A 22474-nucleotide genomic window follows, 5' to 3' on the forward strand; every position below is an offset into this window, starting at 1 on the left:
CCGGCCATTGCATGACCTTTGAAGTACTTTACGAGCAAGATGATTTTCTGGTTATAGACAAACCTGTCGGCCTGGGTATGCACCAGGAAGGGGAGCAACCCGGCGTGGTTACCCTCCTTAGCCAACAGCGTCAAAATCAACCTCTCTGGCCAGTACACAGACTGGACAAAGTCACATCCGGCGCGCTTCTTCTGGCTAAACACGCCGACGCAGCTGCGGCCCTATCCAGCCGATTCGCCGAGCGTAAGGTAGAAAAATACTACCTGGCACTGGCTGATAAAAAGCCCAACAAAAAGCAAGGTGCGGTAATTGGAGATATGCAAAAGGCCCGCCGCGGACAATGGAAATTGTTGCCCAGTAAGCAGTCGCCGGCTATCAGCCAGTTTTTCAGTAGCGGGCTTGGTAATGGTCTGCGACTCTTTGTTGTAAAACCCCACACAGGCAAAACGCACCAAATCAGAGTGATGCTAAAAAGTCTCGGCAGTCCCATATTGGGAGACACTTTGTATGCAGGCACGCCGGCAGACCGTACCTACTTGCATGCTATGACATTACGCTTCGAATACGGCGGTGAACAGCATCAGATAGTAAGCCAGCCCAAAATCGGTATGCATTTTATCGACCCACTCTGTCAGCAAGCGATTGCCAGTTTTCAGCCGCCCTGGGAACTGCCCTGGCCTCAACTGCCAGCAAGGCGGAAGAGTTATGACTAGACCTCGTTCGCGCTGGATGCGTCGTGTCCGTCACCCCTGGATATTCGCCCTGATGCTGGCAGCACTAGTGATCTTTTGCATTATGCTGTGGTTACCTACCCAATATTTACTGGTCGACGGTAGCAATGACAAGCAACATCATATCGGCTTTTTTTTCGGTCTGACCTTACTTTGCTGGTTCAGTCTTCGTTACCATCCGGCCTGGCAGCTATGTATGCTGATCTTGTTCGCGGTCCTCTCGGAATTATCCCAGCATTGGGTACCACACCGACATAGCAGTTGGGACGACCTACAGGCTAATCTGACCGGTATAGCACTGGCTTATGTGCTGCTGATGCTAATTAAACTGGGCAAGCGATTAGTGGGTAAGCGCTCATGAATATCGTCATTGTTGGCCAGGGGGCAATCGGCAGTTTGCTGGCCGCCCGTTGTCACACCCAGGGCTTGAATTATCGGGTATTGGGCAGAACACCGACACTGCAGCCCATTGATTGGCAGCCTTATCAGGGCGAGCCGTTCAGTTTTAACCCTCCCGCTATCACACCGCAGACCATGCGGGGGGATGAACTATTGATTCTGCCGCTAAAAGCCTATCAGATACTGCCGGCACTAAAACTCCTCAAGCCCTATCTGAAAAAGCAAAAGCTGCTACTGCTGCACAACGGCATGGGCACACAAAGCGAAGTTGAGGCCTTGCTTCCGGGGTTGCCGCTGGCGCTGGGTATTACCCGCATGGCGGCGCTGAAACAAGCCAACCGGGTCACGGAAACCGGGTTGGGAGGCACAGATCTTGGCTGGGTGAATCCGCCCCCTAAAGCGGATTGCCTAGCAGTAGAAGACTTGCTAGATGCATTACTGACTCCCTGTCAGTGGCATGAGGATCTCAAGCCATTACAATGGGCTAAGCTGGCCGTAAATGCCGTAATAAATCCGCTCACTGCACTGCACAATATTGCTAACGGCCAATTGGCACAGCCGGAGTATCAAGGGCAAATCCAGGCATTGAATGAAGAAATCGCCATGCTGATGCGGGCCTTGAATATCCAGGGTGTACAAGACCTTGCTCCACGACTCACGCAGGTCATTGACGCTACCGCGGCCAATTACTCATCAATGCATCAGGATGTGACGCATGGGCGAAAGACTGAGATTGACTACATTAACGGCTACCTGATCAACGAAGCCAAGCGCCTGGGATTATCGCTCCCCTGCCACGTCAGCCTTTACCAGGCGATAAAGGCACTTCAGATCTGAGGGTTCTGCTGGGTAAATTTTCTATCGAAAGTTCGCCTTCGCAAGCTTGTAACCTGGTTTCTGTTCGGCTCCCCTAGCAAACCTGCCAGCACGGCTTACTCTGATGCAGCAGCTTGCCTATTTTGAAGACTATCTGGATGACTTCAGCGTCACTTAGGCAAAAAACATTGTCATCCTAGGCTTATTGGCTAAAAAATGACAAACGGCGGCCAACTGGTCGCCTGTCTTAATCAGTGCTGAGTTACTTGCTTAGCGGCCGATACACTTTTACATTCTGGTAGCCCTGTTCATGTAATAGCAGCGCCTGCATACGGCTCATCACACCGCGGGCACAATAGAGGTAATATTCCTGGCTTTGGTCCAGATCGCCAAATTGGCTGGCAATTCGGAAAAACGGCAGGGTTTTCACCTCATGGCCATCGACAGTCAGAGGACTGTCTTCTTCTTCCTCGGGGCTGCGGATATCCAGCACCACCGCACCACTTGGCAGCGCATCACTGGCCTCAATTTGCGGTACTTCTTGCTCGGCTTCCTGCGACATACGGCGAATATCCAGCACATGGGACGCTCTTACCACATTGACAATCAAATCGGCATCGAGCTTGGCTTCCTGCTCCTCCACTTCGCTGAGTATGGCTCTGACCGTGGGCTTTTTAGAAATCACCCCGCAATACTCGGGCATACTTTTAGCGAAATCCTCGGTACCAATCTGGCGCGCCTGGTTGATGATGTCCGACTTGTCCCAGCAAATCAGCGGACGCAGTACCAGCTTCTCGGTGGCCCGGTCAATCACAGCCAGATTCGACAGAGTCTGGCTGGACACCTGGCCTAGGGCTTCCCCTGTTACTAGCGTGGAGATATCCAGATTATCGGCCACAATACTGGCGGCGCGCAGCATCATACGTTTGAGCACCACGCCCATCAGGCCGTTATCTACCCGCTCCAGTATCTGTGCTACCACAGGCTCAAAGTCCACGCCGATAAATTTCACCCGATGCGACGCGCTATATTGCTTCCACAAATAACAAGCGACCTGCTTAACACCAATCTCATGTTGGCGTCCACCCAGATTAAAGAAGCAGTAGTGGGTACGGGCGCCGCGGCGGATCATCTGGTAGCTGGCCACGCCAGAGTCAAAACCACCGGAGATCAAAGACACCACATCTTCCTGGGTTGGCAGCGGCATTCCCCCCAAGCATTTAAATCTGTCGTCAATAATCAACAAGTGTTCTTTATCGATCTCCAGCTCCACAATTATATCCGGCTTGGTCAGGTTCACCCCACCGGTGTCACAATGCTGGTTCAGGCCACCGCCCACATAACGGGCCACATCTACCGAGCTGAATTCATGTTTGCCGCGACGTTTTACCCGCACCGCAAAGCTCTTGCCGGCTAGCTTGTTATGCCAAACGGCCTTCACTTGCTGATAAATATCGTCCAAATCCTGATATTCGCTCTGGCGTACTTGCAAACACTGCTCAATACCGGGGATACGTTTGAGTTGGTCAACCACCTGCGCTTCTTGCTCTGGGGTTTCGGCTTTGGCTTCCATGACCAGTTTGTCCCATTTATTCCATACCGCCACTTTGAAGTCATAAGGCTTAAAAATATTACGCACATTAGACTCAAGGATCTTGGTAAAGCGGCGGCGCACCGAGTCACTCTTAATGGAGATTTCTGGGTGCAGCTTAAGGATAAATTTCATCTGGGTACAACCTAGGGCAAAAGTGCGCGGAGTATAGCAAAGAAGGGGCGAAATTTATAAGCGTGAAGAGCCAATTAGGCAGACAATGCATCAGCCACTGTATAGAGGCTATGCGCGTTTAAGCACATGCTCCAAGGTTCGCTGTACCAAAACGGGCAAAGGCAGTTGTTCGTCGGGTTCCACCGACTCGAACAAGGCGATGTCCAGATGTTTTGCTAGCATGGTACGAAACTGCCAATAACTTCTTGGCCTCTCCCTGTCTTTATGCAGCCTTAAGGCATGCACATAATCCGGGTGACGCAGGCTGCCTCGTACCAGCTTCAGGGAAGCAAATAGACTGACCGCATGTTTTTCCCCTGTCTCATCAAATACCACAATGACAGACTCAGCCTGAGCCAGAAAGTCAGCCTCTTTACTGCCAAATACCTGATTAAACACAGCGACTAGCATGTCACAGCGAAACGTACAGGCAGGCTGCCATAGCTGTGCGGTGTAACCAAAGTGACGCAAGGTTTGCAGAAAGAGGGATTCCAGCTTTGCCTGTTCAGGCTGGGTAATGGATGCCAAAACAGCCAGTTTACGGGGGGCGGAATGCGCATCTGGCGCCTTGTCAGGCGAAAACCCTATTTGTTGAGGCTGACTTTGCGTCTTTATCACAATATCCCCCGGGACAGGCTTTCCATGTCCCATCCCCGATGCGCTGTCCTATGTGGACTAGTTCTCTTGCGGTTCCACAATAGAGATGGGTTTAGACTCTTTAGGTGAGCCCTGATTAATGGCAATTTCCACCCGACGGTTACGGCTTCGTCCTTCTGCGGTGTTATTTGGCGCCAGAGGCTTATTGTCGGCCATGCCCACCACCGTCATACGGGATTCATCAAAACCCTCGGCACCGCGCATGGCCTCGGCCACTGCCACGGCCCGCTGGGCAGACAAATCCCAGTTGGAGCGATACAACTCATTGGAAATATTCTGATTATCTGAGTGACCTGACACTTCAATCTTTCCGGGAATATCTACCAGCAAGCTACCAATTTTACGTAGCACAGGTACAAACTGCGGCTGAAGGAAGGCCGAGCCTGCCGAAAACGCCCCATTTTCGCGAATACGAATGGTGATCTGCTGGCCTAATGATTCCATTTCGATGGCACCATCGAGGATCTGACGCTCCATTTGTTGGGCAATCTTTTTCACCAGTTCATTGGTTTGTTCCTGGCTGGCGGCCTGAGATGAACTGCTGGCGGTTTCCTGTGCCGTTTGTTGCGACTTACCGCCACGCTGCGTGCCACGCTGTTTCTGACGACCACCGGCAGAATCTTCATCACCGGCCTGGAACTCCAACATCTGCTGGGTCATTTCAATGGTTTGCTGCTGAATATTCTCAATAGGTGTAGGATCAGGCCGGCCGGGCCTGAATTCCATCGCAATCACGCTGGTCCCCTTTGGAATGTCCTTAACCTCAATTTTATTTTGTACACCAAAGGCAAACTTCATAGAGCCGGCAATCTGCTTAAACTTAAGCACGTCCATTTCGGAAAACGCCAGCAACAGTACAAAGAAGCACATCAGTAACGACATTAAATCGGCAAAAGTAGCCATCCAGGCGGGTAAGCCGGATGGGCACTTGGGACATTCCTGCTCGTCAGACATGCGCCTTACTCCTCGGTGTCGCCGGTGGCACGCTTACTGGCAGCTAAATAATTTTTCAGCAAGGCCTCGATCACTCTGGGATTTTGACCATCGGCGATGCCCAGAATTCCGTCCAGTACCAGACTTTGATTAAGCTTTTCCTGATCAGCCCGATTTGTCAGCTTGTGCGCAATAGGCAAAGCAATCACGTTGGCAAAAAAGGCGCCGTATAAGGTAGTCAATAAGGCCACCGCCATAGCAGGTCCGATAGCTTTGGGGTCATCCATATTAGACAACATGGCCACCAAACCAATCAGCGTCCCTATCATGCCCATGGCCGGTGCAATATCGCCCAGGCTTTTAAAAATAGACGCACCGAATTCATGACGCTCAGAGGTTAACTTGATGTCCTTGGCAAGAGTAGCGCGCACCACATCGACATCATGACCATCCACCAGCATATCCACACCTTTTTGCATAAAGACATTGTTGATTTCCGCTTCTTCCAGCGCCAGAAATCCGCCTTTACGTGCGGCATCGGCCATTTCAACAATCTTCTCAATCAACTCTTCGGGCGGTTCAATTTTGAACATAAAGGCTTTAACGGCAATCTTACCGGCGCCGAAAAATTGCCCCATGGTGAAAGAGCTCATGACTACAAACAATGAGCCCCCAAATACAATCAGGATGGAGGGTACGTTGACGAACATCATGATATCGCCACCAAGCACCATGGACATTATGATAAAACCAATGGCACCCAACATACCTATCAGGGTTGCTAAATCCACACCATCCTCCCCAAACGCACTAATACCACCAGGTTTACCCCAGACGAAATAACTGTTCCAACAGCAGAGTTTGCCGCAACTTCGCTTGCCCGACAATCTTTGACTTGCCAATCATACCTTATCAGGGCGTCTTGACCTTTGGTTTAACTTATTGACTTGGCTCACCAATTTATCGACGCCAGCGCGCCTTTCTAAAGCGTCTTTTTGCCCGGGGCAAAAGTGATTGACCATAAATCGCCCCTCGGGTAAGGTGCGAAGCCGGTTTTCCGCCCGGCTGATCCCCTGTTCGGACGGGCCTTTAATAGTCAGTAGAGAGCAATGACAAGCCGCAAAAAAACTGAAAATCTGTCGTTCGAACAATCGCTTGCCGAACTTGAAAGCATAGTCAAACAGATGGAAGGCGGTGATCTTCCCTTGGATGAGGCATTAGCGCAATTTGAGCGGGGTATTGAATTAACGCGTCACAGTCAGGCTAAATTGCATCAGGCACAGCAAAAAGTCAGTATCCTGATGGACAAGCAAGGTCAAACCGAACTGCTACCTTTTGAACAACCCGGCGAGTAACTCATGTCCCAGGATTGGTTAACTGCACTTGGTCAGTATCAGACCAGAATCACCCAGTTGCTGAAAGATCAGGTGGAAAGCTTACCTTCTTTAGCCCCCGTATTGCGTGACGCCATGGGCTATGCCCTGCTAATGGGCGGCAAGCGCGTACGCCCTGCCATGTTATACACCACAGGACAAATGCTGGGCGTTAAGCTCTCTGATCTGGATGCTGCCGCCATGGCATTAGAATGTATCCATTGTTATTCACTGGTGCATGATGATTTGCCGGCCATGGACAATGATGATTTGCGTCGTGGGCAACCAACCTGCCATATCGCCTTTGATGAAGCCAGTGCAATCCTGGCCGGTGATGCACTGCAAACTCTGGCATTTTCGCTACTTTGTGATTATCCGTTAAGTGCTGCATGTGAACCCCAGCGAGTTAAACTGGTTAGTGCCTTAGCGAGTGCCTCAGGCTATCTGGGCATGTGTGGTGGACAGGCGCTGGACATGCAAGCCACAGACAAACTGATAGATATCGGGCAATTAGAGCAACTGCATCAATGCAAAACCGGTGCATTGCTGCAGGCGTCGGTAAAAATGGCTTGTATTCTGGCAGACATTCCTGCCAGCGAACAACAGCAACTGGCGATATTCGCAGAGAATATCGGGCTGGCCTTCCAGGTACAGGACGATATTCTGGATGTCACCGGCGACACCCAAACCCTGGGCAAGCGTCAGGGATCGGATCAAACCCTGAACAAAAGCACCTATCCGGCGCTGCTTGGTCTGGATGGTGCAAAGGCATTGGCACAACAACTTTACCAACAAGCACTTCAAGCCTTGCAGCCTTTACCTTACAATACGGATCTTTTGCGGTCATTTGCCGGATATATCGTCGACCGTAACCACTAAAACAATAAGTGCACATGACTCTGGATTTAGCCCATTACCCAACTTTGGCTTTGGCCGACACACCGCAGCAACTTCGCGAGCTGCCTCAGGATAAATTACGTCAACTGGCCAAGGAACTGCGCCAATACCTGTTGACCAGCGTCAGCCAAAGCAGTGGGCATTTTGCCTCCGGCTTGGGTACGGTGGAACTGACCGTGGCGTTACACTATGTGTACAACACACCGTTTGACCGCTTGATCTGGGACGTCGGCCATCAGGCCTATCCACATAAAATTCTAACCGGCCGACGCGATCGCATGCCCAGCATACGTCAGAAGAATGGTTTACACCCCTTCCCCTGGCCGCCGGAAAGTGAGTTCGATACCTTTGCCGTAGGTCACTCGTCCACCTCTATCAGTGCTGCACTGGGCATGGCAGTGGCCGCCGAGAAAGAAGCCCAAGGCCGCAAGGTTGTTGCTGTGATTGGGGATGGCGCCATGACAGCCGGTATGGCGTTTGAAGCCATGAATCACGCCGGTGATATCAAAAAAGATTTACTGGTGGTACTGAACGACAACGAAATGTCGATTTCGGAGAATGTTGGCGCCCTGAACAGTCACCTGGCGCGTCTGCTGACAGGTCGCTTCTTTAACTCTATCCGTGACGGTGGCAAAAAACTGCTGTCCAATATGCCGCCTATCAAAGAATTTGCCAGCCGCGCTGAAGAGCACCTCAAAGGCATGGTGGTACCCGGCACCATTTTTGAAGAACTGGGTTTTAACTATATCGGCCCCATCGACGGCCATGATGTTAACGGCATGGTGGATACCTTGCGTAATATGCGCCAGATGAGTGGCCCGCATATTCTGCATGTGGTGACCAAAAAGGGTAAAGGCTACGAAGAAGCCGAGAAAGACCCGATTAAATTCCATGCGGTGCCCAAGTTTAATCCGAGCGAGAACAGCCTGCCTAAAGCCAAAAGCACCGGCCCGAGTTTTTCCGGTATTTTCGGCGACTGGCTTTGCGATATGGCCGCCAAAGACGACAAGCTGATGGCGGTTACTCCCGCCATGCGCGAAGGTTCGGGTATGGTGAAGTTTTCACAGCAATTCCCCGAGCAATATTTTGATGTGGCGATTGCCGAGCAACATGCCGTGACCTTTGCCGCTGGCCTCGCTAAAGAAGGTTACAACGCCGTGGTGGCGATTTATTCCACCTTCTTGCAACGCGCTTACGATCAGCTTATCCACGACGTGGCACTGCAAAATTTGCCGATTCTATTTGCCATAGACCGTGCAGGGGTTGTGGGGGCAGATGGCCCGACCCACCAGGGCGTATTTGACATTCCCTTTATGCGCTGTATTCCCAATATGGTGATTATGACGCCTTCTGATGAAAATCAATGTCGTCAGATGCTGTATACCGGTCATTTGCATAACGGTCCTGCTGCGGTGCGTTACCCACGCGGCCAAGGCATGGGCACCGCCCTTGAGGCTGAGATGACTGCCCTGCCCTTAGGAAAAGGACACGTGCTGCGCAAAGGCGCCAATATTGCTATTTTGAACTTTGGCACCCTGCTCCCCGGCGCGCTACAAGCTGCCGAACAAATTAATGCGACTGTCGCCGATATGCGATTTGTTAAACCCCTGGATGAGGCCTTGCTGGCTGAACTTGCCAAAGATCACGAGCTACTGGTCACACTGGAAGACGGTGCAGTAATGGGCGGTGCCGGTAGCGCTGTAGGTGAGTGCCTGCATCGCCAGCAGCTAGCTTGCCGTCTACTGACCTTGGGCTTGCCTGACAGCTTTATTATGCAGGGCACTCAGGAACAAATGTATGCTGAACATCAGATTGATGGTCCCGGCATTGTGGCGCAAATTCAGGCCTTTAACGAAAAAGTCTGAGCAGCATTAAAAAGGTGAAGTGACGACTTCACCTTTTTTATCCCTCCAATACACCGCGACATCAGCGTTAATAAGCAGATAAAGCAAGAAGTCAAAAACAGAAAACGGAGCACAGCTGCTAGCTTATGCTAAGCAGATTTAGGGTTTATATCACACCGAATGTCATCAGGGCATGAACGCCCGCACAGGCCAGAATACCTGCCAGAATATCATCCAGCATAATGCCTAATCCGCCATGCACATGCTTATCCAGATAGCTGATTGGCCAGGGCTTAAGAATGTCGAACAGCCGGAACAACACAAATCCCACTAGCAGCGTAACAGGGCTTAAGGGAACCAGAATAAAGGTCAACAGCATACCCGCCACTTCGTCCCAAACGATGGCACTGTGGTCATGCACCCCCATATCTTCGGCGGTTTTACCACAGATCCAAATGCCCGCCACACAGGCAACAAAAGTCAGTAGCAGATAGAACAGGTTACCAGATAAGGCTGCCAGCAGAACTAAAGGTATGGCAGCAATGCTACCGAAAGTACCAGGGGCTTTAGGGGCCAAGCCGGAACCGAATCCCAACGCCAGAAAGTGGGCGGGATTCTTCAGGCTGAGCAGACGAACCGGATTAGGTTCAACTGAAGTGTTGATAGCCTTTTCCTTCAAAGGCGTAACGTTCTTTGCCATCACGCAATTCCAGCTTTCCTTGCACGCCATTAAGCTGACCTATGCAAGTAACAGACACACTGGCCGTGGCCATAGCCAGATCCAAATTGCCTTTTTGCTCTTCAGAAACCGTAAATAGCAGCTCGTAGTCGTCACCTGCGGTCAGAGCATAACGAATGCCCTGCTCAGCCAGAACGCTATCTCGCATCGCTTCAGACAGGGGCAACTTATCCACCTGTAATACGGCACCGCAATGAGATGCATTGAGAATATGCTGCACATCGGCAATCAGGCCGTCAGAGACATCAATGCAACTGCTGGCGATGCGCCTTAAGACCGTGCCCACCAGAACCCTGGGGGTAGGATAATTCAGGCGATTGGCAACAAAGTTACGGTGCTTGGGCGGCACATCCATACGGCCCTGCAACATATCCAGCCCCAACCCTGCATCTCCCAGCGTACCGGTAACATAGAGCCAATCACCGGGCTTCGCCTTTGCTCGGGTAAGCGCTTGATCTTTTGGCACAAAACCTTGTGCTGTCAAAGTAATACTCAGTGGTCCTTTGACGGTATCGCCACCGATAAGCTGCACCGAATAATACTCGGTCAACTCCTGTAAGCCCAAAGAGAACTCGTCCAACCAATGCTCATCTACATCCGGCATCGACAGCGACAGGCTGATCCAGGCGGGCTCGGCCCCCATGGCAGCTAAATCACTGAGGTTCACGGCCACAGCCTTATGAGCTATGGCCCGAGGCGGGGTATCATTAGGGAAATGTACGCCGCCAACCAAGGTATCAGTGGTGACCGCTAATGACTGATTTTGCGGCACATTGACCACAGCACAATCGTCGCCAATACCTAGCTGAACGTCACGACGAACGTGACTACGCTCCTTGAAGTAGCGTGCAATGATGTCGAATTCTTTCACGGGAATCAGGCTTGCTCGTGTTTACGTAGGGTGCGAACGGCTTTATCCAGCACCCCATTAACGAATTTATGACTCTCTTCGGCACCAAAAGCCTTAGCAAGTTCAATGGCTTCGTTAATTACTACCTTGTAAGGTACATCCACACGCTTAACCAACTCGTAAGTGGCCAGACGCAATATGGCTTTTTCCACCGGATCCAATTCTTCAGGCAGACGACCGAGATAAGGACGAATCTTAGTATCCAACTCGTCGTAATCATTAATGACCGCACGCAGTAGTTCCTGGAAAAACGCCAGGTCCACTTTGGTCATATCATTGGTGGTGGCCAGGTGCAGCTCAATATGGTGCGCCGGGTTTTTAGACATTTGCCAGGAATAAATACCTTGCAATGCCAGTTCACGTGCCTTGCGGCGGGCAGATGGCTTCACCGGTCAGACTCCTTCGATCTGGTCGATGACATTGACCATTTCCAGAGCACCCATGGCCGCTTCCGCGCCTTTATTTCCAGCTTTAGTACCAGAGCGTTCAATGGCTTGCTCGATACTGTCGGTGGTAATCACCCCGAAGGCAACCGGAATACCAAACTCCAGGGAAACCTGGGCCAGTCCTTTGTTGCACTCGCCGGCAACGAAATCAAAATGGGGAGTACCACCGCGAATCACCGCACCAAGGGCAATAATGGCATCAAACTTCTGCTTTTCAGCCAGCTTTTTGGCCACAACCGGCAACTCGTAGGCACCAGGTACACGTACCAGAGTAATGTCCTGATCGTTCACCTCTCCGACCCGCTCCAGCGTATCCAGTGCGCCGTCTACCAGGCTTTCTACAACGAAACTGTTGAATCTGGACACAACGATAGCAAATTTCTTGCCCGTAGCGCGCAGGTTACCTTCGATGATATTCATGCTCTATCCCCATAGTCAAAACGGCGCGTATGATACCACAGCCGAGAGGGAGGTGAACGGCTAAAATTCAAGGTCTATCAATGATCAATGCTTGGGCATCTATCCCATCGCTAACTTAGTGTTTTGTCGAGCTTTGCTGTGTCATAGTGTAGTGGGTAAAGTTTAAAAAAGGGCGCTACGCGCCCTTAATTAACTCACATATTCCACCACTTCCAGACCGAAGCCTGACAGCGCATGATATTTCTTCGGCTTACTTAATAGGCGCATCTTACGCACGCCCAGTGATGCAAGAATCTGACAGCCCACCCCCACAGTGCGCGATGTTCCCTGCCAATTAGGCGTCGGGGTTTGCTCGCCTTTATCTTCAGACTCAAACTGACGCACCTTAGCAATCAGTTCCTCGTTGGACTCCGCCTTACCCAGCAGCAACAGAATACCACCTTCATCCGCTATCCTGGCCATGGCCTGAGGCAGACCCATACTACGGTCCAGGGAGCGTTGCGAGGCCAATAAATCGCCAAAAGTATCCTGTAAATGGACTCTTACCAACGCGGGGGCATCAGCACTGATTTCGCCTTTACGCAGGGCAAAATGTATTTGATCGTCAATCTCATCCTTAAAGGTAATCAGCTCAAACTCACCATATTCGGTAGGCAAACGGCATTCTGCAACCTTGCTAATGGTGGTTTCATTAAGATTCCGGTATTCAATCAAATCGGCGATGGTACCAATTTTCAGGTCGTGCTTGGCGGCAAACTTTTCCAGCTCTGGGCGACGGGCCATGGTACCGTCTTCATTGAGGATTTCCACAATCACGGCAGCAGGCTCCGCACCAGCCAGGCGCGCCAGATCCACACCAGCTTCGGTGTGACCTGCACGGTTAAGTACCCCACCGTTTTTGGCAATCAGCGGGAAGATATGCCCAGGTTGAACAATATCTGCGGCTTTGGCATCCGGGGCCACCGCCGCCAGAATAGTTTTTGCTCTGTCAGCTGCGGAAATACCCGTCGTCACCCCTTGGGCGGCTTCAATAGAGACAGTGAAATTAGTCGAAAACTGTGCGCCGTTATTGTTGACCATTAAGGGTAGATTCAAGCGCATACAACGCTCAGCCGTCATAGGCAGGCAAACCAATCCACGGGCATGTGTGACCATGAAATTAATCGCCTCAGGTGTAACAAACTCTGCGGCCATTATCAGGTCGCCTTCATTTTCCCTGTCCTCGTCATCCATCAGGATCACCATCTTGCCCTGACGAATATCCTCAATCAGTTCCTGGGTGGTGTTTAATGCCATATTCTTCACTCAATCTTGTAGGGTAAAACGGCCCCGAGGCCGGTGACTAAAATTCGTTGAATGGCGCCTTAACGACGGCCATTATTCAAATAACCATGCTCGGCCAGAAATGCCAAACTGATATCTTTACCTGGTCCCGGCTCTGCGGCCTTTTCACCGAGTAACAGGCGCTCCAGATAGCGGGCAACCACATCGACTTCCAAATTCACTTTGGTACCACTTTGGTAATCGCCAATATTAGTTTCTTTGAGAGTGTGCGGTACCAAGGTCAGTTTAAAACGTGCCCCATCCACGTCGTTCACCGTCAGGCTTACGCCATCAACGGTAATCGAGCCCTTTTCAGCAATATACTTTGCTAATTCGTCTGGCGCCTGGATCCAAATTTCCACCGCCCGGGCTGTACTTTGTATCGACAAAACCTGCCCGACGCCATCCACGTGGCCACTGACAATATGACCGCCAAAACGGGTGGACGCTAACATGGCCTTCTCTAAATTGACACGCTGACCTATCTGATAGCTGGCAAATCCTGAGCGTTTTAGCGTCTCGGAAGAAAGATCGGCTACGTAGTGCGAGTCGGAAAACTCCACCACGGTTAAGCACACACCATTTGTTGCGATACTGTCGCCTAAGGCCACATCGCTCATATCCAGCTTGCCACTGGCTACCGTCAAACGGACATCACCGCCGACTGGCTGTATTGCGTTGATCTTACCAACGGCTTGAATAATACCTGTAAACACCTTCTACCCCGTTACTATTGATTCTGGCTCAGGCCTGCGAATAACCCACAGCAGCAGTCAGTCTGAGATCCTCTCCGACCAATCGCACATCCTGCCATTCTAACCCTATCGCCTGCTCCATATGGCTAAGGCTCGGCAGCAAGGCAAGTCCTTTGGCTTTATCACCCATAAGTTTAGGTGCCTGATATAGCATCAGCGTATCGACCAACTGATATTGCAACAACGCTCCCGCCAAGGCCGCACCAGCTTCAACCCATAGATTGTTAACGCCGGACTCGGCCAAATGGGCCATCAACGCAGGTAAGCTCACTCGCTTGCCTTTATCCTGGCATTGCCACTGACGTACCTGCTGCCCATATAAATGCGGACTAACGGACTTATTCGCAAGTAAGACAGGACCGGGGGTTTGAAAAAGTCGATACTCCGGTGTTAATTGATTGCGGCTATCAACAATTACCCTAAGCGGTTGTCTCACAGCCAGCTCGCCTATACCTAACTGCTCAGCACTAACGCGCAAATTCAGTTGCGGATCATCAATCATCACTGTGCCCGAACCGGTCAGAATGGCGCAACTGGTTGCCCTTTGATGCTGCACATCAAGGCGTGCCTTTTCACTGGTAATCCACTGGCTATGACCATTTTCCATGGCCGTTTTTCCATCCAGACTGGCGGCCAGTTTGAGGGTCACCCAGGGACGCCCCTGGCTCATTCGCTGGATAAACCCCCGGTTCAGCGCGCTAGCCTGTCCTTGTAGTAACCCGACCTGAACTTCAATGCCCGCATCGCGTAATTTTTGCAAACCATGGCCGGCAACAAGGGGGTTGGGGTCCTGCATGGCAGCCACTACTCTGGCAACCCCGGCTTGGATAAGCCCTTCTGCACAAGGTGGGGTTTTACCATGATGGCTACAAGGCTCCAAGGTTACATAAGCGGTGGCCCCGCGCGCATTAGCGCCCGCCTGACGCAAAGCAAACACTTCGGCGTGAGGGCCGCCGGCCTGCTCATGCCAGCCTTCCCCTACCATCTCGCCACTGGCCGAGACAATCACACAGCCAACATTAGGGTTGGGCGATGTGGTAAAGCGGCCACGCGCTGCCAGTTGCAGTGCTCTGGCCATCCACTGATGATCAACCTGGCTGAATACCGACATATCAGTCTCCCAACCGGGCTATTTCTTCGCCAAATTCACGGATATCTTCAAACGAGCGATAAACCGAAGCAAAGCGCACGTAAGCCACTTTATCCAGCTCTTTGAGCTCATCCATTATAACGTTACCAATCAGCTTGCTGCTGACCTCCCGCTCTCCGGTAGCACGTAATGTGGACATAATCCGGTTAACGCATTTCTCTACTTGCTCAGTGCTGACCGGACGCTTTTCCAGCGCCCGCTGTAAGCCGGCCCGTAATTTTTCTTCGTTAAAGGGCTCCCTGGAGCCATCGCGTTTAACCACTTTGGGCATGACAAGTTCAGCGGTTTCAAAGGTCGTAAAGCGCTCATGACACTTGAGGCATTCACGGCGACGACGAATCTGATGACCTTCGGCCACCAAACGCGAATCGATGACTTTGGTTTCCTGTTCAGAACAAAAGGGACAATACATGGTCACTCCAGGAAGGAAAACGAGCTGCGGCAAATTGTGCGCTTGACTTGTTGAGTCAGGCAGCCGCCGCTAAGCTATCAAAAAAACGCTCTGGTTAACAGTGATTGCGATGCGTAACACCAACAGCGTACTGCTGCTAGTCATATTTCTGCTACCTTCCTTTGCCACATTCGCTGACTGCAATGACTTAAGTGCGTTACATTGGCTGCTTGGCCAATGGCAACAACAAGGCGACGATAAAAACTATCAGGAAAATTGGTATCAGGTAAGTCCACATAGCTTTGAAGGTACAGCAGGCAGTGGCAGTCAGAATGCTGCTCAGCGGGAGGCGCTACGGATAGTGAATATGCAGGGGAAACTATTTTATCTGGCAAAAGTCAGCGAAAATCCACTGCCGATAGCCTTTTTGTTGCAACACTGTCATGCTGGCGAAGCCATATTTGTCAACGCCGGGCATGATTTTCCTCAGCGTCTTCACTACAAGAGGGTGCAGGACAAGCTGATAATAAGAGTCGAGTCGTTGCAGGGAAAAGGTTTCTCCCTGCAACTACACAAAAAATAGCTTAAAAGCCTACGCTGAGTTTATGTTCAACCCCTAGGGCCAGGTAACGTCGATCAGGGATATCTTGCTGCTCAATATTAGCGCCCCATACATACAACTTGGTTTGCTTACCTAAACGGTAGTCGACACCCAAGTTATAAGTACGGTCGTCTTCCATGGTTTGGGCCTGAGCGCGCAGTTCCCAATCCCCCCATCGGTGACTGTAACTGACTAAGCCCCCTTCACGACTTTCACCACCATCTGCCGGTTCTTGCTGCTGCAGCATCAGGCCCAACTTGCCGGCTCCTAACTTATAATGCAAAGAAGCACGCGTGACATCATAGCCTGCCACATCAAAATCCTGCGCCAGCGCTGCAAACAGATCGGCTTTTTTCAGCTCAGCATCACCATAAAACAATCCTGCCGATACCGCATCGTCACCTTCTGCCGACTTTTCAGCCTGATAACTTACCACCCCATAAAAACCGCCAAAGACCGGCGATGTGTAAGTGGCCACATCAGACAAACGGTTTTCTCCCTTCCAAATGGAGGCAATGTCACCCTCATAATGGTTGTATAGGTCTATCTTTCCTTGGGCCATCCACAATGCAGTAAAATTGCGCCCCAGGGTCAACTCTCCCAGGCGGCTGCGTAACCCAACATATTGAGGACGTTCGGTAAGGTTATCGACACCTTTTTCCCCGGTGATATCCACCTTCCATTCCAGACGATAAACAACCTGGATATCGTCCTCCAGCGCCACCTCACCTTTCACCCCAATCCAAGAGTTGTTGCTACGAATTTCCGAAAAGTTATCCTGCCCTTCATCGGCAGACTGCGCGTTGACATTCAACTTGGCATAAAACTGCCCCTGATGGTCCAACTCTGCGCTGGCCAAAGTGCTGAACATGCCTGCGGCAATCAGTATTGCGATGTTGTTTCTCTGCATTGCGTCTCTCTCCCGATATCCTGGTACCTGAGCACCTAGTATTCACAAATGCTGGCAAGGATAACCTATCACCTTGTTAACCAATGGCTTATGATCATACTAAGGTGTCAATAAACATGCTTTTTTATATCAACAAGGTTGCGGTATTGTTACAAATGCATCCCAGCTAAGTGGCCCACGCCGGGCATTCGTTAAGAAGGATTCACCATCATGGTTGACGTCAATAACCTGACCATCCGGGTTAAGTTCTCTATTCCTTTACTGATCATTGGCCTACTAGCCATTCTGGTTAGCGTTCTTAGCATCAATAGTGCGAGGCGACTTTCCAACGACGCCAATCTGCTGTCCTCCACCTTTATGAACGCCATAGATACCGGTTTAAATGCCGACCGCGACTTATATCAGGCGCTAACCGCCAGCCAAAGCTACGTCACCAAGCGGCATTTGCAGTTATCGGGCGCGGAGCAGGATCGCAAAGATTTTCAAGAAAATGCCCAGCAGGCGCAGGAGCGTATGAATCAAGTGCGTGCGATGGTGAAAGATTACCCACAAATAGGCGCTGCCATCGGTAACTTCGATCGGGATTATCAAACCTGGCTAAATGCCGCCAACCAGGTTTTCAGCCTGTCTGATGCAGGCAAAACCGCTGAGGCAGCCGAACATAACAGCACTGAGGTTATGGCCCATTTCGCACAACTCAGGGAACACTATGATGTTATGGGCGCCATGGTTAAGGAACTGGCAGATGATATTGCCAGCCAGGCCCAGAAATCTAATGCTGCCCAGCGCAACACTATGCTGATAGTAATTCTGCTGGTTATTGCCGCCAGTGCGATAAGCATCCTCTTTGGTCCCAAAATGGTCACCAACCGGGTAGAAGAGCTTAATCGCATGATTGCCACGATCAGCGAAGGTGAAGGGGATCTTAGAGGCAGACTGGACAGTTCAGGCAAAGACGAGTTGTCGCAACTGGCGGGTACCTTTAACGGCCTGATGCAAAAACTGCAGGACCTTATCAGAATGATTAAGGGCGATGCAGAAACCCTGGACTCATCCGTCAATAAGTTAAATCACTCTGCCGATGAGAGCCATAACATTTCTGGAGAGCAAAACTCTAACCTGGATCAAATTGCCACCGCCGTTAACGAGCTTAGCCACGCGGTACATGAGGTGGCCAGTAATTCACAAACCGCCTTAGCTGAAACTCGCGAAGCCAAAGAGAAAACCGGGCAGTCCGGGGTTGTGGTGGAAGAATCCGTCGCCAGCATCAGTAAATTATCCGGCTCAGTCAGTCACGCCAGCAGCGTGATCAGTAAGCTGGCCGAAGAGTCCAAAAATATCGCCCAGGTATTGGATGTTATCCGCGGCATTGCCGAACAAACCAACCTGCTGGCGCTAAATGCCGCTATCGAGGCCGCCCGGGCCGGCGAGCAAGGCCGGGGTTTTGCCGTAGTTGCAGACGAAGTAAGAACTCTGGCCAGTCGTACTCAACAATCAACCGCAGATATCCAGCGTATGATTGCGGGCCTTGAAAATGGCGTTAGTGAGGCAGTCAGTGCCATGAATGCTGGCACCAGCGAGGTCGACGGCGTGGTTGAAATGTCACAGCGAATCCAGTCTTCGCTCAATACAGTGGAACATGCGGTGAATCAAACTAATGATATGATTTACCAGATCGCCACTGCCACCGAAGAACAAAGCAAAGTGGTGGATGAGATCAACCGCAACATCACTATGCTTAACAGCCTGTCACAGAAAAATATGTCGGTGGTGGGTAACACCAAAGATGTGGCTGATGAAATTGCCAGTATGGCCAAGGGACTCAATGACAATGTAGGTCGCTTTAAAGTCTGAGTGCAGACATAAAAAAACGCAGCCAACTGGCTGCGTTTTTTATATCAAGCTGAATCCTGATTACGCGTAAACCGGGAAGGCTTCACACAAAGTAACCACTTCACCTTTGATACGCTCAATCACAGACTCATCGCCCATGTTGTCCAGCACATCACAAATCCAGCTAGCCACTTGCTTAGCCTGCTCTTCTTTAAAACCGCGACGCGTAATAGCAGGTGTGCCGATACGCAGGCCACTGGTAACAAAAGGAGAACGAGGATCATTAGGTACAGAGTTCTTGTTTACCGTGATGTTGGCACGACCAAGGGCAGCATCGGCATCTTTACCTGTGATGTCCTTGTCAATCAGATCCAACAGGAACAAATGGTTTTCAGTACCGTTAGAAACCACCTTGTAACCACGGTCCTGCATAACAGATACCATAGCTTTGGCGTTCACTATTACTTGCTGTTGGTAAGCTTTAAACTCTGGCTGCAGGGCTTCTTTGAAGGCCACCGCTTTGGCAGCAATCACGTGGCACAGAGGGCCGCCTTGATTGCCTGGGAATACTGAGCTGTTAAGCTTTTTGTAGATGTCTTCATCACCACAGGCAGACAGAATCAGACCACCACGAGGACCCGCCAGGGTTTTGTGCGTCGTCGTTGTTACCACATGCGCGTGAGGCAATGGGTTAGGATACAGACCTGCGGCAACTAAACCTGCAACGTGCGCCATATCCACCAGCAGGTAAGCACCTACTTTGTCAGCGATAGCGCGGAAACGGGACCAGTCCATAATGCCTGAGTAAGCAGAGAAACCGGCAATAATCATGCGCGGCTTATGCTCTAGTGCCAGCGCTTCAACCTGCGCGTAATCCACTTCACCTGTTTCTTCATTCAAACCATACTGAACCGAGTGATAGGTTTTGCCAGAGAAGCTCACCTTCGCACCATGTGTCAGGTGACCACCGTGTGCCAGGCTCATCCCCAACACCACATCGTTGGCTTCCAACAATGCCATAAACACGGCGCTGTTGGCTTGTGAACCCGAATGAGGCTGTACGTTGGCGTAATCGGCGCCGAACAGCTGCTTGGCACGTTCAATGGCCAAATCTTCTGCCACGTCTACATACTCACAACCACCGTAGTAACGCTTATGAGGGTAACCTTCGGCGTACTTGTTGGTCAGCTGAGAACCCTGCGCTTCCAGCACTCTGGGGCTACAGTAGTTTTCTGAGGCGATGAGCTCAATATGATGCTCTTGACGCTGAGTCTCATTCTGAATGGCCTGATACAGTTCAGGGTCGAAATCTTGGATATTCATGGCGCGTGAAAGCATCGTTTCTCCTCAGGGAATGGGGGCCATCGTTGGCCAAATCGGTCTGCGAAAAAAGAGGCCATATTCTAGCCATTTTGCCCAGGATGTACATAGGCTTGCGCCGATTGCCGCCGCCGTATATCTGATAACAATAAATTAACCACTGTAACGGCTTGATTGACCGGCTTTAAACCGCCAGCGTTACTGTTTAGAATAGCCGCCATCTTTAATCAGCAGAGTCTTGTACTTCCATGTCTCAATACGTTTATAGCATGCACCGGGTTGGCAAAGTTGTGCCACCTAAGCGTGAAATCCTGAAAAATATCTCTCTGAGCTTTTTCCCCGGCGCCAAGATCGGCGTATTAGGTTTGAACGGTGCAGGTAAATCTACCCTGCTGCGTATTATGGCCGGCATCGACAAGGACATTGAGGGCGAAGCCCGTCCACAACCTGGTATCAAAATCGGATACCTGCCACAGGAACCTCGTCTGGACGAAAGTAAAGATGTGCGCGGCAATATCGAAGAAGCGGTAGCCGATGTGGTTCATGCCCTGAAACGCCTGGATGAAGTTTACGCCGCCTATGCTGACGAAGATGCAGACTTCGACGCTCTGGCGAAAGAGCAAGGCGAACTTGAGGCCATTATTCAGGCTAAAGACGGCCACAACTTGGATCATGCTCTTGAGCGTGCAGCCGATGCCCTGCGCCTGCCCCCTTGGGATGCCGATGTGAGCAAACTGTCCGGTGGTGAGCGTCGCCGCGTAGCACTGTGCCGCCTGCTGTTAGAAAAACCCGACATGCTGCTGCTCGACGAACCAACCAACCACTTGGATGCCGAGTCCGTTGCCTGGCTGGAGCGCTTCCTGCACGACTATGAAGGCACAGTAGTAGCCATTACCCACGACCGTTACTTCCTGGATAATGTGGCCGGCTGGATCCTGGAGCTTGACCGTGGCTACGGTATTCCATGGGAAGGCAACTACTCCTCCTGGCTGGAACAAAAGGACCAACGTCTTGAGCAGGAAGAAAGAAGCGAGCAGGCCCGCCAGCGCTCCATTAAACAGGAACTGGAGTGGGTACGCAGCAATGCCAAAGGTCGCCAGGCCAAGAGCAAGGCCCGTATGGCCCGCTTTGAAGAACTGTCCAGCGGTGATTACCAAAAGCGTAATGAAACCAATGAGCTGTTTATTCCGCCCGGCGAGCGTTTAGGCGACAAGGTTATCGAAGTGAAAAACCTGCGTAAGTCTTATGGCGACCGGGTTCTGATTGATGACTTGAGCTTCACTATGCCCAAAGGCGCTATAGTCGGCATAATCGGCCCTAACGGCGCCGGTAAATCTACCCTGTTCCGTATGCTAAGCGGTATTGAACAACCGGATAGCGGCGAAATCGTTGTGGGCGAAACAGTTAAACTCACCAGTGTTGAGCAGTTCCGCGATCACCTCGATGGCGATAAGACCGTTTGGCAACAAGTGTCTAACGGTCAGGATATTCTGCGTATCGGCAGCTTTGAGATTAACAGCCGCGCCTATGTCAGCCGTTTTAACTTCAAAGGCAATGACCAGCAGAAGTTTGTTAAGGATCTGTCCGGTGGTGAGCGAAACCGTTTGCACTTAGCCGAGCTGTTAAAAGCCGGTGGTAACGTTTTGCTGCTTGATGAACCGACCAACGATTTGGACGTAGAAACCCTGCGTGCCTTAGAGAACGCCTTGTTGGAATTCCCCGGCTGTGCCATGGTGATCTCGCACGACCGTTGGTTCCTGGACCGTGTTGCCACGCATATTCTGGACTACCGTGACGAAGGTCAGGTGAATTTCTACGAAGGTAACTACACCGACTACGAAGCCTGGCTAAAAGAAAACTTTGGTAAGGACGTCGTAGAACCACATAGGTTGAAGTACAAGAAAATTTCAAAGTAAGGTTCTACGAATAGCGACAGGACGTCGCAGCTTTCCTGAAGGAAAGTACGCGATACCGGGTTCATCCTGGTATCGCTTCTTTAAGTCGCGCAGCAGGATGCCTAACGACCGATCAAGAAGCCCTAGCCACATAGGTTGAAGTACAAGAAAATTTCAAAGTAAGGTTCTACGAATAGCGACAGGACGTCGCAGCTCAAGATTGAATTTATACACAGTTTAAGCCGGGCATCTCCCGGCTTTTCTTTTCTCCACACGCCACTGTGCCTGCGGGCCTTGTGCTGCTTGGGCTAGCGCCAAAGGTTACAAAAAATTTTGTCCTTCACTCTTGGTTTTTTCACTATGAAT

At 51.1% G+C, this 22474-nt stretch carries 23 protein-coding genes; 9 read left to right on the forward strand and 14 right to left on the reverse strand.

Annotation, left to right across the window (positions count from 1 at the left end; translation table 11 throughout):
* The first annotated feature begins 11 nt into the window (after nucleotides 1–11).
* The 3 genes from IEX02_RS17435 to IEX02_RS17445 are packed head-to-tail and all read left to right on the forward strand — an operon-like array spanning nucleotide 12 to nucleotide 1967.
* Entirely contained in the window at nucleotides 12–713 is a 702-nt protein-coding gene (locus IEX02_RS17435; RefSeq protein ID WP_188698168.1) for a TIGR01621 family pseudouridine synthase, read from the forward strand.
* Nucleotides 706–1092, forward strand: coding sequence for a VanZ family protein (locus IEX02_RS17440; RefSeq protein ID WP_188698172.1), 387 nt, complete (start codon nucleotides 706–708; stop codon nucleotides 1090–1092). The genes IEX02_RS17435 and IEX02_RS17440 overlap by 8 nt, the downstream gene beginning before the upstream one ends.
* Entirely contained in the window at nucleotides 1089–1967 is an 879-nt protein-coding gene (locus tag IEX02_RS17445; RefSeq protein ID WP_188698175.1) for a ketopantoate reductase family protein, read from the forward strand. The genes IEX02_RS17440 and IEX02_RS17445 overlap by 4 nt, the downstream gene beginning before the upstream one ends.
* Nucleotides 1968–2208: 241 nt before the next feature.
* Here the strand turns inward: IEX02_RS17445 and thiI are convergent, their stop codons facing one another.
* From thiI to pomA, 4 genes are all read right to left on the reverse strand, one after another.
* Nucleotides 2209–3672, reverse strand: coding sequence for a tRNA uracil 4-sulfurtransferase ThiI (thiI, locus tag IEX02_RS17450; RefSeq protein WP_188698177.1), 1464 nt, complete (start codon nucleotides 3670–3672; stop codon nucleotides 2209–2211).
* Nucleotides 3673–3780: 108 nt separating this feature from the next.
* Nucleotides 3781–4329, reverse strand: a complete 549-nt coding sequence (locus IEX02_RS17455; protein ID WP_188698178.1) for a hypothetical protein — start codon at nucleotides 4327–4329, stop codon at nucleotides 3781–3783.
* A 57-nt stretch (nucleotides 4330–4386) separates the two neighbouring features.
* Nucleotides 4387–5322 carry a flagellar motor protein MotB gene (locus IEX02_RS17460; RefSeq protein ID WP_188698179.1) on the reverse strand — a complete coding sequence of 312 codons (936 nt, stop codon included), beginning with the start codon at nucleotides 5320–5322 and terminating at the stop codon, nucleotides 4387–4389.
* A 5-nt stretch (nucleotides 5323–5327) separates the two neighbouring features.
* Nucleotides 5328–6092: a flagellar motor protein PomA gene (pomA, locus tag IEX02_RS17465; RefSeq protein ID WP_188698181.1), complete on the reverse strand. Its 765-nt coding sequence runs from the start codon at nucleotides 6090–6092 to the stop codon at nucleotides 5328–5330.
* A gap of 318 nt (nucleotides 6093–6410) precedes the next feature.
* Here pomA and xseB point away from each other — a divergent pair, with 318 nt between their 5' ends.
* Genes xseB through dxs form a run of 3 tightly spaced genes read left to right on the forward strand, consistent with a single transcriptional unit; the run spans nucleotide 6411 to nucleotide 9436 of the window.
* Nucleotides 6411–6656: an exodeoxyribonuclease VII small subunit gene (gene xseB, locus IEX02_RS17470; RefSeq protein ID WP_188698182.1), complete on the forward strand. Its 246-nt coding sequence runs from the start codon at nucleotides 6411–6413 to the stop codon at nucleotides 6654–6656.
* A gap of 3 nt (nucleotides 6657–6659) precedes the next feature.
* Complete coding sequence (gene ispA, locus IEX02_RS17475; protein ID WP_188698184.1) at nucleotides 6660–7553, forward strand: (2E,6E)-farnesyl diphosphate synthase; 894 nt, start codon at nucleotides 6660–6662, stop codon at nucleotides 7551–7553.
* A 14-nt stretch (nucleotides 7554–7567) separates the two neighbouring features.
* Nucleotides 7568–9436 carry a 1-deoxy-D-xylulose-5-phosphate synthase gene (gene dxs, locus IEX02_RS17480; RefSeq protein WP_188698186.1) on the forward strand — a complete coding sequence of 623 codons (1869 nt, stop codon included), beginning with the start codon at nucleotides 7568–7570 and terminating at the stop codon, nucleotides 9434–9436.
* A 145-nt stretch (nucleotides 9437–9581) separates the two neighbouring features.
* Here dxs and IEX02_RS17485 read toward each other — a convergent pair whose 3' ends face one another.
* From IEX02_RS17485 to nrdR, 8 genes are all read right to left on the reverse strand, one after another.
* Nucleotides 9582–10115 carry a phosphatidylglycerophosphatase A family protein gene (locus tag IEX02_RS17485; protein ID WP_188698189.1) on the reverse strand — a complete coding sequence of 178 codons (534 nt, stop codon included), beginning with the start codon at nucleotides 10113–10115 and terminating at the stop codon, nucleotides 9582–9584.
* Complete coding sequence (gene thiL, locus IEX02_RS17490) at nucleotides 10063–11025, reverse strand: thiamine-phosphate kinase (RefSeq protein WP_188698194.1); 963 nt, start codon at nucleotides 11023–11025, stop codon at nucleotides 10063–10065. Before thiL ends, IEX02_RS17485 begins: the two co-directional genes overlap by 53 nt.
* A gap of 5 nt (nucleotides 11026–11030) precedes the next feature.
* Complete coding sequence (gene nusB, locus IEX02_RS17495; protein WP_188698197.1) at nucleotides 11031–11453, reverse strand: transcription antitermination factor NusB; 423 nt, start codon at nucleotides 11451–11453, stop codon at nucleotides 11031–11033.
* 3 nt (nucleotides 11454–11456) lie between these two features.
* Entirely contained in the window at nucleotides 11457–11930 is a 474-nt protein-coding gene (ribH, locus tag IEX02_RS17500; RefSeq protein WP_188698200.1) for a 6,7-dimethyl-8-ribityllumazine synthase, read from the reverse strand.
* A 189-nt stretch (nucleotides 11931–12119) separates the two neighbouring features.
* On the reverse strand, nucleotides 12120–13226 hold the full coding sequence (gene ribBA / locus IEX02_RS17505) for a bifunctional 3,4-dihydroxy-2-butanone-4-phosphate synthase/GTP cyclohydrolase II (RefSeq protein ID WP_188698203.1): 1107 nt from the start codon (nucleotides 13224–13226) through the stop codon (nucleotides 12120–12122).
* A 68-nt stretch (nucleotides 13227–13294) separates the two neighbouring features.
* Complete coding sequence (locus IEX02_RS17510) at nucleotides 13295–13969, reverse strand: riboflavin synthase (protein WP_188698205.1); 675 nt, start codon at nucleotides 13967–13969, stop codon at nucleotides 13295–13297.
* Between the two features lie 28 nt (nucleotides 13970–13997).
* Nucleotides 13998–15119, reverse strand: coding sequence for a bifunctional diaminohydroxyphosphoribosylaminopyrimidine deaminase/5-amino-6-(5-phosphoribosylamino)uracil reductase RibD (gene ribD / locus IEX02_RS17515; RefSeq protein WP_188698208.1), 1122 nt, complete (start codon nucleotides 15117–15119; stop codon nucleotides 13998–14000).
* 1 nt (nucleotide 15120) lies between these two features.
* A complete protein-coding gene (gene nrdR, locus IEX02_RS17520; RefSeq protein ID WP_188698210.1) occupies nucleotides 15121–15570 on the reverse strand; it encodes a transcriptional regulator NrdR in 450 nt (149 codons plus the stop codon).
* 109 nt (nucleotides 15571–15679) lie between these two features.
* Between nrdR and IEX02_RS17525 the strand changes: the two genes are divergently transcribed.
* Nucleotides 15680–16132: a DUF6265 family protein gene (locus IEX02_RS17525; protein WP_188698212.1), complete on the forward strand. Its 453-nt coding sequence runs from the start codon at nucleotides 15680–15682 to the stop codon at nucleotides 16130–16132.
* A 1-nt stretch (nucleotide 16133) separates the two neighbouring features.
* Here the strand turns inward: IEX02_RS17525 and IEX02_RS17530 are convergent, their stop codons facing one another.
* The gene (locus tag IEX02_RS17530) at nucleotides 16134–17060 is read right to left on the reverse strand and encodes a porin (protein WP_188698213.1); all 927 of its coding nucleotides are present in this window, start codon (nucleotides 17058–17060) and stop codon (nucleotides 16134–16136) included.
* Nucleotides 17061–17270: 210 nt separating this feature from the next.
* On the opposite strand from IEX02_RS17530, the gene IEX02_RS17535 reads away from it, so the two are divergent.
* Entirely contained in the window at nucleotides 17271–18914 is a 1644-nt protein-coding gene (locus IEX02_RS17535) for a methyl-accepting chemotaxis protein (protein ID WP_188698216.1), read from the forward strand.
* 60 nt (nucleotides 18915–18974) lie between these two features.
* Here the strand turns inward: IEX02_RS17535 and glyA are convergent, their stop codons facing one another.
* Nucleotides 18975–20231: a serine hydroxymethyltransferase gene (gene glyA / locus IEX02_RS17540; protein WP_188698219.1), complete on the reverse strand. Its 1257-nt coding sequence runs from the start codon at nucleotides 20229–20231 to the stop codon at nucleotides 18975–18977.
* Nucleotides 20232–20461: 230 nt separating this feature from the next.
* Between glyA and ettA the strand changes: the two genes are divergently transcribed.
* Nucleotides 20462–22129 (forward strand): energy-dependent translational throttle protein EttA, encoded by a 1668-nt coding sequence (gene ettA / locus IEX02_RS17545; RefSeq protein WP_188698222.1) that lies wholly within the window; start codon nucleotides 20462–20464, stop codon nucleotides 22127–22129.
* Nucleotides 22130–22474 lie beyond the last annotated feature (345 nt).

The sequence above is a fragment of the Bowmanella pacifica genome, from assembly GCF_014645355.1.
GTDB classification, from domain to species: Bacteria; Pseudomonadota; Gammaproteobacteria; order Enterobacterales; family Alteromonadaceae; genus Bowmanella; species Bowmanella pacifica.